Annotated in this window: 4 protein-coding genes; all 4 read left to right on the top strand. The window is 45.1% G+C overall.

The window, feature by feature from the left end; translation table 11 throughout:
- The first annotated feature begins 256 nt into the window (after positions 1-256).
- The 4 genes from BU200_RS10770 (at position 257) to BU200_RS04680 (ending at position 17794) form a co-directional block, all read left to right on the top strand.
- Positions 257-13669, top strand: coding sequence for a glycoside hydrolase family 2 (locus BU200_RS10770; RefSeq protein WP_075099069.1), 13413 nt, complete (start codon positions 257-259; stop codon positions 13667-13669).
- 398 nt (positions 13670-14067) lie between these two features.
- Positions 14068-15135: a galactose ABC transporter substrate-binding protein gene (locus BU200_RS04690; RefSeq protein WP_075099068.1), complete on the top strand. Its 1068-nt coding sequence runs from the start codon at positions 14068-14070 to the stop codon at positions 15133-15135.
- 123 nt (positions 15136-15258) lie between these two features.
- The gene (locus tag BU200_RS04685) at positions 15259-16791 is read left to right on the top strand and encodes a sugar ABC transporter ATP-binding protein (protein WP_075099067.1); all 1533 of its coding nucleotides are present in this window, start codon (positions 15259-15261) and stop codon (positions 16789-16791) included.
- The gene (locus BU200_RS04680) at positions 16784-17794 is read left to right on the top strand and encodes an ABC transporter permease subunit (protein ID WP_075099066.1); all 1011 of its coding nucleotides are present in this window, start codon (positions 16784-16786) and stop codon (positions 17792-17794) included. The genes BU200_RS04685 and BU200_RS04680 overlap by 8 nt, the downstream gene beginning before the upstream one ends.
- Positions 17795-17892: the final 98 nt, after the last annotated feature.

Genomic DNA, 17892 nt, shown 5'->3' with positions numbered 1-17892 from the left:
AGATAAACTAAATGACTATATTACACAGCAATGTATTTTATAAACTCCCCTAGCTTCCCTCGTTCGAGTGCCTATTCAAGGGAAGAAGAATTTTTCCTATATTTATCCTCTTATTCAAATATTTTTATTGACAAAATCAAAGAAAGCGTTTACAATCTATATTGATATAATAAATACAGACTTTTTAATAAAAAGAGCGAGGAGGAAAAGAAGAGGTTTATTGTAAAAAGTTCTGTAATTAGAAAAGGAGTTCATAATGGAAAAATTTTTCTTGCAAAAGAAATGTACTTATAGTCTTCGTAAGGCTACGGTAGGAGTGTGTTCTGTTTTGATTGGTCTTAGTTTTTTGAGCAGTCCAGCCAGTGCTCAAGAAATTGTAGAGGCAGAGAATGTAGAAGCTGGTCAATCGCTAACAGAGACCAAAATAGAAGCTCCCGTAACTGACGAAGAGACTTCTCATCCCGTAGAGGAGATTCGTGAGGCTACCGGGGAAACCTCGACAACGGTAGCAGAAAATCCAGAATCCTCCAAGGAGGAATTAAAAAGCAAGGAGAACGCTCCTAGTGTAGAAACGAAGCAAGTAGAGAAAGAACAGGAAATAGCTAAGCCAGAGGAAGGGCTGGTCATCGAGAAGCAGGATTCAGCAGAAAGTCTGTCACAGGAAGTTTCTAAAACGGAAGCTAATCAGTCGCTTCCGTCCAGTCAGCCAGTAGATTCCACCCCTGCAACAAGCCAGTCGACTTCTTCAATTGTTGCAGGTACACCAGCAGAGGAACAACCTGCACTAAGGAAACTTCGTTCAGTAGAAGAGACTCCATCAGAAGCTGCTTCCATAAAATCTCCCGAAGTGTGGCAAAAAGTTAATTATTACAATGAAAAGGATAAGAAAGTCCAGTTTGATAATGACTGGAAATTTAGCCTAGGTGATCGGGCAGGAGCTTCCACTCCCACCTATGACGATTCGAGCTGGAAGCTAATCAACCTCCCCCATGATTTTAGCTTGACGCAGGATTATACAAGGGCAGGAGAGGCAGAAAGTGGCTATAAGCCAGGAGGTATTGGCTGGTACCGCAAGGTCTTTGCGATTGGAGAAGAAGCAGCAAAAGGACGGGTGAGCCTAGACTTTGATGGAGCCTATATGGAAACAGAAGTCTTTATCAATGGTCAATCTTTGGGAGTTCATCCAAATGGCTATACTGCATTTAGCTTTGATTTAACGGATTATATTAAACCACATCAAGAAAATGTATTGGCAGTTAAGGTTGTAAATAATCTGCCAAGTTCGCGTTGGTACTCTGGAAGTGGTATTTACCGCTCTGTCCATTTGAATTTTGAGCCAACTATTCATCTAGCTCAGTACGGCGTTGTTATGAAGACACCTGATTTGGCGACGACCTATGCATCAGATACAGGTAGCCAGATTGTAGTAGAGACTAAGGTTCTCAATCAAGGAAACGAAAGCGGCGAGGTTGCTGTTCAAACTAGCCTCTTCAGACGCAATAGTGACGGTAGTGTAGGAGAAAAGGTCGCAGAATCTTCTAAGTCTGTTCTTAGAACGCTTGAGACCAACCAAGAAGCGACTATTAGTAATCAATTTAGGCTTGTCCGACCAGACCTATGGTCTTTGGAAAATCCAAACCTTTATATCTTACGAACAGATATTTATAAAAATGATGAGAAAATTCAGTCTAGGGATCAGGAAGTTGGTTTCCGGTTCATCTCATTTGATAACAATACAGGCTTTAAATTAAATGGTCAAGCTGTCAAACTAAAAGGTGTTTCGATGCACCATGACCAAGGGTCTCTTGGTTCAGCCGCCTACTATGATGCAATCGAGAGACAGTTTGATATTTTAAAAGATATGGGGGTTAATGCTGTTCGGGTCACCCATAACCCAGCTGCCCGTGTCATGAAAGATATAGCCAATCGTAAGGGAATGCTCCTGATTGATGAAGCCTTTGATACATGGCACTATGCAAAAAATGGAAACACCAATGACTATGCCCGTTGGTTCAATGTGAGGATTGGTGATAGTGTAAAAGGCTTGGCGAATGCAAATGCTAACCAGACCTGGGCTGAATACCACCTCAAGCAGATGGTCAAGAGCGGTATCAATGATCCGTCGATTATCATGTGGTCAACTGGTAACGAGGTGATGGAAGGCTTTTCTGGAAATGTTTCCAACTATCCACAAGTTATTCGTCAGCTGATTAACTGGATTGCAGAAGTGGACGATTCCCGCCCTGCTACCCTTGGAGATAACAAGCTCAAGGATAAGTGGAGAGAAGCGATTGGCATGGCTGAAGCTCTTAGCCAACATACGGGACAAAAGGGAATTGTCGGCTACAACTATGCTGACGGTCGTAAGTATGACCAAGGTCATCAGGAACATCCAGATTGGATTATCTACGGTTCTGAAACAGCTTCCGCTGTCAATAGTCGAGGTGTCTACAACGTTAAGGGCAATACCCGTAGACCGGATAAGCAGTTGACCTCCTATGACCAGAGTGCGGTCGGTTGGGGACATGTAGCCAGTCAGGCTTGGTACGATGTCATTACCCGAGATTTCGTCGCTGGAGAATTTGTCTGGACAGGATTTGACTATCTGGGTGAGCCAACACCTTGGAACGGGGTTGGTTCAGGATCTGTCGGAACTTGGCCAGCGCCGAAGAGTTCTTATTTTGGCATTGTTGATACAGCAGGATTTCCTAAGGATTCCTACTATTTTTACAGAAGTCAGTGGAATGAAAGAGATACAACCCTCCATCTTGTACCGGGAACTTGGGAAGAGTCTGCCCTTGCAAAAGATGGTCAAAATCAAGTAGAGGTTGTGGTCTATTCCAATGCAGCTAAGGTGAAACTGATCCACGTGGATGAGAATGGACGGGAAACAGATCTAGGCAGTAAGGCTTTCACCAAGCAACAGACAGCGGCAGGTTATCGCTACCAACTCTATACTGGAGCTGATAAGAAAGCCAACGAGCATCAAAATCTCTACTTAACTTGGAATGTACCATATCGTTCTGGCAAATTGAAAGCGGTTGCCTACGATGAGAATGGTCGGGAGATTGGCAACACAGTTGGAGTGAAAGAAGTTACTGGCTTTGGTCCAGCCCACCACCTAGTTGCTAAGACGGTCAAGAAGCCAAGTAAGGTGACCGATAAATCGCTAGAGTATATTGAAATAGATGTTCTGGATCAAGAGGGACGTCCCGTTATCACAGCCAATCAGCCGATCTCTATCACAGTAGATGGTCCTGCTCGATTAGTAGCAATGGATAATGGGAATGCCGTTGATCATCAGTCCTACCAAGATAACAACCGCAAGGCTTATGCAGGAAAAGTCTTGGCAATTGTACAGATGACGGGCGAAAGTGGAGAGGTACGTGTCAGTGCTAGTGCAGAGGGTCTAGAAGCTGCTCATGTGAATTTCTCCGTTCAAGGAAGCAAGGAAAAAGATAGCACGGCACTAGATAGTTACCTAGCTTCTAAGACCATCTATCTGAAAAAGGGAGGTTCTCTACAACTACCGCAAGTGGTTCGAGTGCGCTATCAAGATGGTAGTGAGGGAGAAAAAGCATTAACTTTCGATCAAGAAGAAATCGCGATTGCTCAAGCGACAGGTGAATCCTTTGTAGCCAAGGGGACTATGGCAGAAACAGGTCTCCCTGTCGATATTTTGGTATCCGTTATTGATCAAGTAGCCGCTATCAAGAATATCAGTCTCGCTACCGAAAGAGGGCAGGTTCCAACCTTACCAGATGTTGCCCAAGCCTATCTAGCGGATGGTAGTTTGCTTTCCTCCCAATTTCCAGTTGAGTGGGAATTACCAGCTAATGAAGCCTATAACACTACGGGCTTGCTACAAGTGAATGGTCATGTCAATGTCTTAGGGGATATTCTCCCTATTGTAGCTAGCATTCGTGTGGCAGACAAGACCATTACGATCGGTGAAAATGTGGCACCAGTTGCTGTTCGTATAAATCAAGATATTCCAGCCAATCAACAGTCTGATACTCTCTCTGCGATTAACAACAGAGACTTGACGGTATCTTCCAATGATGCTGGTGGACCAAACCCAACCATCTGGTCTAACTACGAGGCTGCCCAAGCAGGAGATCGAGATGCAAGTATTTCCTTTACCTATGATACCGCCCAAAATATTACCCGAGTTGTTGCCTACTATCACCGAGATAGCTGGTCTCTCCGACTACCAAAATCAGTACAGTTTTCTTGGAGCAGGGGCAATGGTGAGGAAGCAAGTAGAATTGAAGCTACGGAAGCCTCTCGTGAGAGTGTTAATGGTCTCATGAAGATTGTCTACAATTTAGCCAATCCTGTGCCAGCAGTCGTCTTTACCATGACGGTTGAAAATTCAGATGAAGATTTGGGGAACCGTAAGCCATCAGTCGGTCTTGCCGAAGTTGAATTGCTGACTGCTGTCGAATCCTTTGAGCGTCATAGTGATGCGAGTCTGACCGAGATTCGGATAGATAACCGGGTGTTGACAGAGGACTATATTTCACCAGAAATGACAGTCCTTACCGGTGAGAGGATCACAGCTTTCAATAGGAACAGCAACGTAGCGATCACAGTCCTGCCAGCTGAAAATAACATGGTTAAAATCTTTACCGAGTCAGAGGACAAGAGCCGACAAGGTGTCTACACCCTCCATCTGGTACCAGAAAGTCCATCGGATGATTATGTACCATTGGCGGAAACCACTGTTACAGCAGGTTCTACCCAACCAGGAGAGGACAACCGAGTAGAAAATACTCTGGACGCCGAGAGTGATACTATCTGGCATTCAGCATGGGCTGGTACCGATCTTGCCAATCTCTGGTTAAGCCTTGATGCGGGTAAGGTTCGCAAACTAAATGGTCTCGCCTATGTCGCGCGTAGCGATGGTAGTCCGAACGGTAAGATTATCGATTATAAAATCTATGCAAGTACTGACCAACAAAATTGGCAACTGGTCAAGACAGGTCAATTCAATGAAGGTGACCAGTGGCAGGAAGCAGCCTTTGAACCGATTGATGCCCGCTATATCAAGCTGCAGGCTGTTCATACCTTGGGAGATGGAAATCGAGACAATCGTTTTATGTCGGCAGCTGAAATTCGTGTGCGGGAGCTGAAAGAAGAAGTACCACAACCAGAGCCGGAGCAGCCACAACCAGATGCAGGAGGAACGGATGGAACGGTCGAGTTAGCAGATAGCTATATCGCACCGAATCCACCTAGTGCTGAGGCGGTTGAACAAGCCCTGCGCGATCCAAATTATCTGACAAAAGAGTATACGATTTATCCAAAACCACGCACAAAGACTTATGGAGATGGTCTCGTTCGTCTAGATCAGGGAGTGAATTTGGTGATCGGTTCAGGAGTAGATATCTATACTCGTAACCGTATCAAGGAGGTCTTGCAGACCAATCAGATTTCCTACACGACCAGTGCGACTCCGCAAGAGAATGTGACCAATATCTTCCTTGGCATTCACGGTCAGGATACCGAAGCTACTCGCCATCAGGCTAGTGAGGGAATTGCTAGCGACCTTTACAATAAGATTGATGCTTACTCCCTCGTTATTCGCAATGGAGCAATCTCTGTTGTCGGTAAGGATACAGATGCAGTCTTCTATGGTCTGACAAGTCTGAAGCATATATTGAAAGATAGTCCGCAGCCTGTGTTGCGTGAGCTGAAGATAGAGGACTTTGCGGATATTAAGAACCGTGGTTTTATCGAAGGCTACTATGGCAATCCATGGAGCAATCAGGATCGGGCAGAGTTGATGAAGTTTGGTGGTGATCTGAAGCTGACCCAATACTTCTTTGCTCCTAAGGACGATCCATACCACAATAGCCGCTGGAGAGACCTCTATCCAGAAGAAAAACTAGCTGAAATCAAGGAGCTAGCTCGGGTCGGCAATCAGAGTAAGACTCGCTATGTTTGGACCATTCATCCGTTTATGCACAATCGGATGCGGTTTGACAACGATACAGTATATCAGGAAGATTTGGCAGTGATCAAGGCCAAGTTTAGTCAATTGCTGGACGCAGGCGTAAGAGAATTTGGGATTCTGGCTGATGATGCACCAAATCCAGCAGGAGGTTTTGATAGCTACAACCGCTTGATGCGAGACTTAACCGATTGGTTAGGTGAAAAGCAATCCCAATACAGCGGTCTGCGCAAAGAGATGATCTTTGTCCCACATGAATACTGGGGCAATGGCCGTGAGGCAGAATTGAAGTCTCTCAACCAGAATTTACCGGCAACGAGCAGTTTGACCTTGACAGGGGGACGGATTTGGGGTGAAGTGTCCAGCAACTTCCTGCAAGGCTACCGTACTAATATCACTGCTGATGGGGCTAGTTATCGTCCAATTCAACTCTGGATTAACTGGCCAACGACCGATAACTCCAAGCAACATCTCATTTTGGGTGGTGGTGAGAAATTCTTACATCCAAATGTTGACCCAAGTTTGCTTGCAGGAATTATGCTCAATCCAATGCAGCAATCTGAACCATCAAAGATCGCCCTCTTCTCCGTTGCTCAATATACTTGGGATATTTGGGAGTCAGAGGAAGAAGCAAGAAGGATCAATGATCAGGCCTTCAATTTTGTAGAGACAGGTACTTTCAGAGAGAGCGAAGGATCGAGAGCCTTTAGAGAGTTAGGGAAGCACATGATTAACCAGAACATGGATAGTCGTGTTGTCAAGCTAGAGGAATCACTGGAGTTAGCACCCAAGCTAACAGCCTTCCTGAATAAGTTAGAAGGAAAACAGGATGTGAGCGCAGAGAGGGAAGAGCTCTTAAGGGAGTTCAAGAAACTCAAAGATGCTGCTCTCTACTACAAGGCAAATGGTCACGAGAGGATGAAAGAGCAGATTGTCTACTGGTTGGATAATACCGTCGACCAGATGGATGCCTTAGAAAAGCTACTAGAAGCAACCAAGCATATCGGCAGTGAGCAGACAGCTCCTCTTTGGGAAAATTACAAGGCTGGTTTGGATCTCTACAAGCAGTCTCAAACTCATGAATTCTGGTATGTCAATGGTTATCAGAAAGCGGAATTGGGTGTACAACATATCCGTCCATTCATCCTTACATTACTCCAAAACCTGTCACAAGAGGTAGAGACTGCCCTTGACCCTAGTCAGTTACAGACACGCTTTATCACCAATCGCGAAGTGGATAGTAGGGATGTAGATCGAATTTTAGATGGTGACCTGTCGACCCATATTTTGAGTAGTACACCGAATACACTTGCTACGGGAGACTATGTCGGCTTAGAATTTAACCGTCCTGTCCCAATCCATACGCTAGGTTTTGCTATGGGAACGGCTGCCAACCTTCGAGATACCTTTAGTCAGGCAGAACTGCAATATCTCAATGAACAGGACGAATGGGTAGTATTGAGAGATCATAACTACCGTGGGAATGAAGATACCCTCCAACTGGAGAACTTATCAATCAAGGCTAAGGCTGTCCGTCTCATTGCGACTGCATCTAAGAGCAACACTTGGTTAGGAGTACGTGAAATTGCGATCAATCGTCCTCTAGAAGCAGCAAGACCAGATGGTCAAGTGACAGGAACGATTACGACTAGCAACAACCTTATCTATAAGTATGGTACGAATCAAGATAAGGCTTTGGATGGCAATCCAGCAACTGAGGCGATGTATGCAAGTAGCGACGGCTCCGATACTACGCCGAGCGATTCTTGGATCCAGCTCAACTTGGATCGGGTGCGTCCAGTCTCTCAAGTTACCATTATCCAAGGCAGTTCCGACAAGATTGCCAATGGTGTGGTGGAATACAGCGAAGATGGTGTTAACTGGCAGTCGTTGGCAACAGTGGCAGGAGAGCAGAATATCATTCTGCCAACCAATATCAGAGCCAAGGCAATTCGGATTAAGAACCAGTCCCCACTCAACCGCTGGTGGAGGATAGCGGAATTTAAGGTGGAGAGCCAAGAGGGCGTCAGCGATTACACAGATACATCTGTCGATAGTCTCCAGTCGACCAAGACCTTGGTAGTAGATGATGTCTACCGTATGGGCTTGGAAGAAGCGGCTAGTCTCAATTCAGGTGATTATATCGGTCTGCGTCTCGATCGTATCCACGAGTTGGCAGATCTTCAAGTGGAAGGTCAAACGGATCTTACCCTCCTTTATTCTCCAAATGGGGTAGAGTGGTACCCTGCTTCTGAAAGAAGCAACCAACCATTGGCTCGCTATATCCGTCTGGTCAACCAGACCGATACAGCTAAGACCATCGGAGGGACCAGCCTAACGGTTACGACCAAGGAGATAGAAAGTCCTAGTCTTGACTATACTTCTTTAGCGATCAACCCGCATTATGGAGACAATGATGTTCGTACGCTCAACAACCTAGGTGACCTCTTTGATGGCAAGTTCGATCGCCATGTTCAGTTTGCGGATGCTCCTAGAGAAAATGATATGATTATCCTTTCGCTAGGACAGGAGAGAGCCGTCAAGAAAGTGAGAGCCTATATCCAAGATGGCACGGTGGATTACCTCAGAGATGGTAAGATTCAGGTGAGTGCAGATGGTCAAAATTGGGTAGACCTCGTTACGATTGGTGATGGTGTCAGCAACGCAGTGGGCGACGATTCCCTAACCGATGGTTGGGTACACGATTCAGAAAATCCAGGCAATCGCTATATTGAAGGTAGTCTGGATACACCAGTCAATGCCCTCTACCTTAGAATTTTAGCCACTGCTGATTATCCTCATCGCTTCCTCTCTTTCACAGAATTGGTACTCAATGATGGTGAATTTGTCAAGCAGGTCAATGATCCGACAGTTGTGACCACAGGAAAAGAAACTAGAAATTCTCTAGCTACCAATCTTGTGGATGGCAAGGTTCTGACCAGCTATCGGACTAAGGAGGATAGGGGTGAATTACTCTATCGCTTGTCTGAAAATACCCACCACAACCATATTACCCTAGTTTCCAATGCAGGAGCGGATATGCCAGTCCGCGTTCAGGCAAGGGTAACGACTGCTGTGGAGCCACACGCCCAAAACGTTTCCAGCCAATGGATTGATCTGGGTAGTGTCGATAGCAGCTTTGCGACTCTTATCTTACCAGCAAGTGCCAAGAACCTTCTGGATATCAAGTTGAGCTGGGAAAGTCCGGGACTTGAAACCTATGAGTTGAAGACCTACCATCAACCTTTGGAAGAGGAAGAGCCGCCGACAGTTGATCCAGCAGCCTACCACCGTCATAAGGTGAATCAAGCAATTGGAGCAACCGCAACTGCTAATGATACGGAGACGGATTACTGGGGAGCAGATAAGGCTATCGATGGTATTATCAATCCAGAGGCAGCCAAACGGGAACAGTCCCGCTGGGCTACGAATCCAGGTAGTCAAGAGAAGATCCTCACCATCCGCCTATCGGAAGAAAGGGATATTGAGAAGATTAAGATTACCTGGGAGCGGGAAAATATCAAGGGCTTCCGCCTTGAAAGCTCGCTTGATGGTCAAGACTACCGTCCAGTTTACAGCAAGACTGACGATAGCTATGTTCGTAAGGAAAGTGTCATCCAGCTCGACCAGCCAACTCGGGCAAGAGAAATCCGTCTCATTGTCGACAACTACGATGGTGGTGATATTAACTGGGCTTCTGTATCCCTCTACGAACTCGAGCTTATCGGCAGTGAAGATTTAGAAAATCTAGCCTATAAAAAGACGGCTAGTGCAAGTGCGAGCGAAGATCCAGCCCTCAGTCCAGACAAGGCCTTTGATGGCAAGCTGGATACTCGTTGGGCAAGTAGTGTTGGTCACGATCAAAAGGTCTTGAGTGTCGATTTAGGTGAAGTGCGGGATGTTGCCTCTGTCGTCCTTGAGTGGGAGCGCAAGAATGCTAGCCATTATGCGATTGAAGTGTCACAAAATGGACAGGATTGGACCCGTGTCAAGACCTTGACTGCGAAGCCAGAAGACTTTACAGATATTATCAATCTGGATCAGAGCCAGCAGGCACGCTATGTTCGCCTCCTTGTTGATCAGTTTGATGACACAGCTGAGGTACGAGACGGCCGTTCGGTTACTTGGGCAACCGTTTCTCTCTATGAACTAAATGTCTTTGGCAAGAAGATTGTCAAGGATGAGCCTCAAGTTGAAGAGGAAAACCAGCAAAGTCTGGAAGAGATTGCTCGCCAGCTCCAGATTCCAGCAATCAGTGGGGACATGGGGCGCTGGACTTTGCCACAAGTTCCTGATGGGGTTACCATTGAATTTATCGGAGCAGACTTTGAGCAGATCATTGACCATGACTTGACGGTTTATCAACCATTGGTAGACACGACTGTTTCCGTCAACTATCGTCTGAAACGAGGTAGTGAAGTCTATGAAACACCAGCCCACGAGGTACTTGTGTCTGGTAAGTATCAGGTCGAAGCTACTGATAATGCCCCGCTTCGCATTCTGCCAGGTTTAGCAGAGTGGAAGGGCTTGGAGGGTCACTTCATGGCGACACCAAACAGTCGCATTGTTGTCCATCCAAAGGATAAGGAGGCTCTCAAGACAGCAGTGGAAAGCTTCCAGGAAGACTACCGAGCAATCACGGGTCGTGACATCACCATCGTCTATGCTGAAACAGCCAATGCAGGGGACTTCTACTTTGAACTCAACCAAAAGGATGCTGGTCTCAAGACCGAAGGATATAGGATGACAATCGGAGATGCCATTCAGGTTGAAGCCAGCCATCAGACAGGTGCTTTCTGGTCAACGCAGACCCTATTACAGAGTCTCAAGCAGGATAAGGATAAGATTGCCAAGGGCTTGGTGAGGGATTATCCGAAGTACAGCGTACGTGGCTTTGTCCTTGATGTAGGTCGTAAACCAGTCGAACTCTCCACCCTTAAAGCCATTATCAAGACCATGTCTTGGTACAAGATGAACGACTTCCAGATCCATCTGAATGACAACTATATCTGGGTAGAAGAGTTTCAAAATACGGAAGATCCTTACGGAGCTTACTCAGCCTTCCGCCTTGAATCCTCCATTAAAGAAGGTGGCAATGGCGGTCTCAATAAGGCCGACTTGACAGCCAAGGATCATTTCTACACCAAGAAAGAATTTAAAGACCTTATCGCCTTTGCCAAGGAGAGAGGAATTCAGATTGTTCCAGAAATTGATGCACCAGCCCACTCTCTAGCTCTGACAAAGGTGAGACCAGACCTTGTCATGAGGGATAAGGCAGTTCGCCGTTGGGTAGACCATCTGGAGGTGAGCGATCCAGCCAGTCTGGAATTTGTCAAGGAAATCTGGAACGACTATATTGACGGTCAGGATGCAACCTTCGCTGGAACGGATGTCATCCATCTGGGGGTTGATGAATTTGAGGGAAATAATGAAGCCTTCCGAGCTTTCACAGATGCCCTGCTCAAATACGCTATTTCCAAGGGCAAGACCCCTCGTTTCTGGGGCAGTCTATCTGCTAAGCCAGGAACAACTCCTGTCCATGTCGAAGGGGCACAGATGAATGTCTGGAATAGTTACTGGGCTAAGCCAAAGGACATGTACCAAGATGGCTACACTCTCATCAATACTCTAGATGAGCAGCTCTACATTGTACCGAAAGCGGGCTACTATGCAGACTTCCTAAACGGCGAGTACCTCTATAATAACTGGGAGGCCAACCGCTATGGAAATCTTATCCTACCTGCTGGTTCCCCTCAAGTTGCTGGAGCAGCCTTTGCTATCTGGAATGATATGATTGGTAGAAAAGCCAATGGTATTGTCGACTACGATCTATATAAACGCTTTGAAGCCGTACTTCCAGCATTGACAGCTAAGATGTGGGGGAACCGTGATAGTGGTGATTATCGCAGGGTTAAGGAGAGCCTAGAGGCTATCGGTGGTCCAGTTGGTGAAAATCCCTATCACAAGGTAGCAACAAAGACAGATACCGTCTTGAAATACAAGTTTAACCTCCATAGCCTTGATGATGTATCGGGGAATGACTATGATGGTCTAAGGAAAGTTGGAGCAGACTATGAAGCAGGTCGTGAACAGACAGGTCTTCGCCTCAATGGAGGAGAGAGCTACGTTGAGACCCCAATCGCTCATGTTGGTCCGAATAATAGCTTCTCTGCATGGGTTAAGCTAGCTGCTGATGCAGAAGGGGAGCAAATCCTCCTCGAGTCTGACTATGCAGCGGTTAAGCTGGTTCAAAAAGAAACTGGTCGAGTTGGCTATTCGATTGAGAATTATGATCACTCCTTTAACTACACCCTACCACGGGATCAGTGGGTTCACCTGACGATTAAGGGCTATGAGGGACAGACCCAGCTTTACATTAACAATGAGTTGGTCGATACCCTTAGCAGTTCCCAAACGGGTGGCAAGTCAGCAACCCTTACCTTGCCGACCCGCTATATCGGTAGCCGTACCAAGGCGATGAAAGGCTGGATTGATGAGGTGACAATCGGTCAGGAACAACCGTCAGCAGATGGTGCTTTGGCGACCAATGGCTGGACCTTTAGGACGGACAATGAAAATGAAGATGGCCGCATTGCCAATGCCTTTGATGGTGATCACTCCAGTATCTGGCACACCAAGTGGCAGCCAGTTAAACAGGAGCTTCCAGCAACCATCCAGATTGATATGCAGGAACCTCATGCTATCGATTACCTGACCTATATCCCAAGGCAGGTAGGTCAGAATGGTTGGATTCGTCGCTATAAGATTTATAGCAAGCTGACCGAGTCCGAAGACTTCAGATTGATTAAGGAGGGTGAACTTCCAGAAGATGCGACCAGCAAGAAGCTAGACTTTGATGCCCATCAAGCTCGCTATCTGAAGATTGAGGTACTGGAGGGACATGCTGGCTTTGGATCAGCTGCAGAATTTATCGTCGGTAAGACTGATCGTAAGGGCGACTTGGCTCGTCTGATTAGTGAAGCCAAGGCTCATGAACTCCTTGCAGATAGCTATCTCGCCTCCACCATTGCTCATCTGGTCAAGGTGCTTCAAAGAGCGGAAGCCGTTCAGGCAGATACAGCAGCCAGTGCAGAGACGGTGGAACAGAGCCGTCAAGCCCTAGAAAGAGCTATCCGCAACCTCTTTGCCAAGGTAGATATGCAGAGTGGCCGTCCACTGGTAGAGGATATTTCATACGACCTACCAGAATTGCCAATTCAGCGGGAGGAAAGGAGCGAAACCCAGCCTATTCCATTTGAAACCCTGATCAGGGTCAATCCGGAACTAGAAAAGGGAGTAAGTCGTATCGTCCAATTGGGACAGGGAGGCGTTCGAACAATTGTTACAGAATATCTTACAGTAGGTGATCGCAAGATAAGCAAGGTCTTGTCTGATCTTGTGACCAAAGAAGCTGTTGATCAGATTGTGGAAGTCGGTACGAAGGTCACTGTTCAGAAACCAGAGACTAAAATAGTGAAAACACCAAAAGTTGAGAAGCAACCAGTTCTTCTGACAGATAAACCAGCGCTTGAACCAAAAGTTGAGAATCCGTCTCTTCTTTCAGCAGCTAAGTCAGCAGACAAGGGCGATCGTTCAGCTAAGACTTTACCTCAAACAAACTCACAAGCCTCTACCTTACTGACCAGTCTGGGACTAGCCGGTCTCCTTGCTGGTCTAGATCTAGCTAAGGGACGTAGAAAAAAGAAAGAATAGGACTTGATCTTTTAGGGAGTCCCCAGCGCCCGAGACGTGAGTGTGGGGCTTCCCTACAAATAAAGACTTGGTCAATCCTCTGACTGAATCATTGAAAAGCGAACCATTTTGGAATGCTATATGCAGAAAACCAAAGTGGCTTCGCTTTTTAGATTCAATTTCCAAATAGAACTTTGGACATACTATAAAAACCATTGATTAAAAACAAAGTGAGTGTACAAAATAAAAAATTGTAATAGTATATAGGTTTCTGTTTTAAATTTTTCAGTAAAAATTACTAAAAATTTCACTGAAATCCTTGACAAAATGATGAGAAAATTTATAATAGAGATAGAAAAAGAAATCGCTTTCAAAAACAAGAGGTTATCTAAATTTTTTTAAAGGAGGAGACTTTTAGGATGATGAAATCTTTAAAATATTTAGCAATTGCTTTCCTAGCAATCTTGCTTGTGGCATGCGGAGCTAAGGGGGGAGACTCTGGTTCAGGTAAGACCTATAACGTAGGTGTCGCGATCTACAAGTTCGATGATAATTTCATGACCTTGTATCGTGAAGAATTGGAGAAATACTTTGGCGAACTAAGCAAGGAAACAGGGAATAAATATGTCCTTGATATCCAAGATGGAAAGCAGGATCAGGCGACGCAAACAGAGCAGATCAATAACTTTATTGCCCAAGGGAAAGATGTTATCCTTGCCAATCTAGTGGATCCAACTGCAGCAGGAAGCATTATCAATTCTGCTAAGTCAGCTGACATCCCTGTTGTTCTCATCAACCGTGAACCAGAAGTAGCTGAACTTGAAATCTGGCAAGGTAAGACAACTTACGTTGGTGCAGATGCTACTCAATCAGGTACTTTCCAAGGTGAAATCATTGCCGCAACTGATTCTAAAGGAGATCTAAACGGAGACGGCGTTGTGAACTACATTACCTTATTTGGAGATCCAGCTAATGTCGACGCACAGCAACGTACAGCATACTCTGTTAAAGCACTCGAAGATGCAGGCATTAAAAAATCAGCTTTAGCAGAACCGTATCTTGCAAACTGGGATACAGCGAAAGGTCAAGAAGTAACAGCTTCAGCTCTTGAGCAGTTCGGCGATAAATTGGAAGTTATCTTCTCTAATAATGATGGTATGGCAGTAGGAGCTGTGACAGCTATCAAGGCAGCGAAACGTACAGTAGGAAAAGATATCCTAGTTGTAGGTGTTGATGCCATTCCAGATGCAATGGAGCTTCTTGCTAAAGGTGAATTGACAGGAACTGTCTTGAATGACCACTTCAATCAATCTCATACAGCAGCGAATGTAGCTGTTAAGTTGATGAATGGTGAAGATGTTGAATCTTACTACTGGGTTGACTATGTAAAAGTAACGAAGAAGGAAGATTCTGAATTAAAAGAAGCAGAACCAAGAACAGAAACAACAAAAGAAGCTAAAGAACGATATGCTAAACGTGATAAATAAGTAAGCATTGATAGATAACCAATTTAGGAAATGATTTCTTCTGTTCCACGACTTAAGACATAGCGCTGAGAGTATTGTGGAGCAGATTTTTTATATCGAAAAAGAAAGTAGGAGAGATGGAGAATGAGTGATTACATTTTGGAGATGAAGCATATCACCAAGACCTTTCCAGGTGTCAAGGCTTTAGATGATGTAACCTTTCGTTTACGACCAGGAACTGTTCATGCGCTGATGGGAGAAAACGGCGCAGGAAAGTCAACCCTCATGAAGTGCTTGTTTGGCATCTATCATCGGGATAGCGGGACAGTCTTATTCGATGGTCATGAAGTGGATTTTAAGGATTCAAAAGAGGCTATTGATGCGGGAGTTTCCATGATTCATCAGGAATTACAACCCGTTCGTATGATGACGATTGCAGAGAATGTTTTTTTAGGGAATTATCCTTTAGGTGCCTTCAACCTAGTCAATCATAGCAAAATGAACGAGGATACCAAGGAGTTGTTGGAAGAAGTTGGTCTCTTTATTGAGCCAACTACCCTATTGAATGATTTAACCGTTTCTCAAATGCAGTCCGTTGAGATTGCCAAGGCTATCTCCCACAAGGCAAAAGTGGTTATCATGGATGAGCCAACCTCTTCTTTGACCAGTTCAGAAGTTGAAAAGTTGTTTGAAATTATCGAGACCTTAAAGGCAAGGAATATCGGTATTATCTATATTTCCCACAAGATGGATGAAATTTTACGAATTTCTGACGATATTACCGTCATGCGTGATGGGCAGTATATCGGTACATGGCCAGCAGAAGAAATGACGACTGCTAAGATCATTCAGGCAATGGTTGGACGGGAGCTAACCAGCCTGTTCCCAGAGAAAACAAATCAGATTTCAGATCAGGTCATACTAGAGCTAAAAGATATGACATCTCCAAATCCTCTTTCCTTTAAAAATGCCAGCTTTACTCTCCGCAAGGGAGAGATCCTAGGTATTGGTGGTTTAGTGGGTGCACAAAGGACAGAATTGATGGAAGCCCTTTATGGAATGCGAGTAATCCAGCAGGGACAAATTTTTGTGAATGGTCAGGAAGTCACGATCAAACGTCCAGCAGATGCGATTAAAAATAAGATTGCCTTGGTAACAGAAGATCGACGCTACAATGGAATTTTTGGAGTTTTGTCAATTACAGACAACGCTTCTGTTGCAGCTTTGAAGGAATACGTTGGTCGAATGGGCCTATTAAATGAGGATAAAATCAACCGAGTCGTGGAGGACAATGTCAATCGCCTCCGTGTGAAAACGCCGAATAATAAAACGAGGATTGAGAGCCTTTCTGGAGGAAATCAACAGAAGGTTATCCTAGCGAGATGGTTGGCGAACAATCCAGACATTCTCATTTTAGATGAACCAACTCGTGGGATTGACGTTGGGGCTAAGTATGAAATCTATCAAATTATTAACGCTCTTGCAGCGGAAGGAAAAGCGATTATCATGATCACTTCTGAAATGTCTGAATTACTAGGCGTATCGGATCGGATTATGGTCATGTGCGAGGGACGTGTAGCAGGTTTCTTAGACCGCAAGGACGCAACACAAGAGTCAGTCATGTTTCTAGCAACAAAATTTATGGGATCTCATGAAGGAGGAGAGACAAGTGTTTAAAGTAGCAAGTCAGAAGTCAGGAAAGGCATTCAGCTTAGGAGATTTTCTAACGAAAAACTCAATGTATATCGTGGTAGCCGCGATGATTTTATATACGGGTATCACCCAAGATAATTTCTTTACCCTTGGAAATGCTGCCAATATCATGGCGAATACCTCTGTCCGCTTTATTATAGCGCTCGGTGTATCAGGCTGTCTTATCATCAGAGGGACAGACTTATCAGCAGGACGGATTGTTGGTTTAACAGCGATTATTACTGCTACACTGGTTCAACAGCCAGATTTTGCAGGAAAATTTTTCCCTAATTTACCCAACCTACCAATTATCGTCCCCTTATTGCTAGCCCTCTTGGTCGGCGCTCTCTTGGGACTCCTTAATGGTGCCATTGTTTCCTATTTGAACGTTCCTCCGTTTTTAGCAACTCTGGGAACACAGATTATGACCTATGGTTTTGTACTCATCTACTCTCAAAGTAAGCCAATTGGAACATTTAAAGATGAATTTGTTGCCTTTGGTCAAGGAAAATTATTTGGTTTTCTTCCCTACATTACAATCGTAGCAGCAGTAGTCGGTCTAGCTATGTGGATTCTATACAATAAGACACGCTATGGTAAGTACATGTATGCCATTGGTGGCAATGAGAATGCCGCTGAAGTATCAGGTGTCAATGTCCGTTTTTCAAAGATTAAAATCTTCCTACTAGCAGGTCTTCTCTATGGTTTAGCAGGCTTCCTCCTCTCTGCCAAGACAGGTTCAGCTGGCGCAGGAGCTGGTATGGGCTACGAATTAGATGCCATTGCCTCAGCAACCATAGGTGGTGTATCAACAGCAGGGGGACAAGGAACTGTTCCAGGCATCTTGCTAGGGGTATTCGTCTTTGAATTACTTAAAGTCTGCCTCACCTACCTAGGAGTAACGCCAGATATGACAAACGTTATCCAAGGTATTGTCATTATCGTAGCTGTTGCCCTCGATATTCGTAAAACAATGGTAAGACGCTAAGCTAGAACTCCCTTTGGACTATCAAGGAAATTCTAGTCAATACTCTTAGGTAAAAAAAGCAGCAATTCTAGCACCTATTAGTGATGTGCTGGAGTTGC

This window comes from Streptococcus acidominimus (assembly GCF_001921825.1).
GTDB lineage: Bacteria > Bacillota > Bacilli > Lactobacillales > Streptococcaceae > Streptococcus > Streptococcus acidominimus.
Note: the sequence above shows the minus strand (reverse complement) of the source record. Positions and strands in the feature narration are given on the sequence as shown.